The following is a 988-nucleotide window of genomic DNA, read 5'->3' as shown; positions in this document are numbered from 1 at the left end:
GGATTCGACGTGCCTCGCGCGCTGATTACCGGGATTACCGGTCAGGACGGGTTGTATCTGGGTGAGTTGCTGACCGCGAAGGGTTATGAGGTGTTCGGGTTGGTGCGGGGGCAGTCGAACCCGAAGGTGGCGACGGTGGAGCGGCTGGTGCCAGGGGTGGTGTTGTTGGAGGGGGATCTGACGGATCTTCCGTCGTTGATCGGGGCGGTGGAGATCTCGCAGCCGGACGAGGTGTACAACCTGGGGGCGATCTCGTTCGTGGGGTTGTCGTGGAAGCAGGCGGAGCTGACCGGGGAGACGACGGGGATGGGGGTGCTGCGGGTTCTGGAGGCGTTGCGGATCGCGGGTGGTAACGACATGTCGGGGGTGCGGTTCTATCAGGCGTCGTCGTCGGAGATGTTCGGGAAGGTGCGGGAGACGCCGCAGCGGGAGTCGACGCCGTTTCACCCGCGGTCGCCGTACGGGGTGGCGAAGACGTTCGGTCACTATCTGACGGTGAATTATCGGGAGTCGTACGGGACGTTCGCGTGTTCGGGGTTGTTGTTTAATCACGAGTCGCCGCGGCGGGGGATCGAGTTCGTGACCCGGAAGATCTCGCGGGCGGTGGCGCGGATTTCGTTGGGGTTGCAGGACTCGTTGTCGTTGGGGAATCTGGAGTCGCGGCGGGACTGGGGTTTCGCGGGGGATTACGTGGAGGCGATGTGGCGGATGCTGCAGCAGGACGCGCCGGACGACTATGTGGTGGCGACCGGGGAGACGCACAGTATCCGGGAGTTGTTGGATGCGGCGTTCGGGTGGGTGGGGATCTTGGACTGGTCGGGGTTCGTGCGGCAGGATCCCCGGTTTTTCCGGCCGGCTGAGGTGGATGTGCTGGTGGGGGATTCGTCGAAGGCGCGGGAGGTGTTGGGGTGGAAGCCGCGGGTGGGGTTCGAGGAGTTGGTGGCGATGATGGTGGACGCCGACGTCGCCGCCGAGACGGAATCGGCCG

The 988-nt window shown here is 65.2% G+C and carries 1 protein-coding gene; it reads left to right on the top strand.

Translation table 11 applies throughout. The annotated features are described in order from the left end of the window. Window positions 1–9 precede the first annotated feature (9 nt). Window positions 10–988 (top strand): GDP-mannose 4,6-dehydratase (gmd, locus tag AC08OU_RS13525; protein ID WP_476605039.1); only part of this gene is annotated, 979 nt, incomplete at its 3' end.

The sequence above is a fragment of the Frankia sp. CcMO1 genome (genome assembly GCF_977945845.1).
This window is presented reverse-complemented; position numbering and strand designations above follow the sequence as displayed.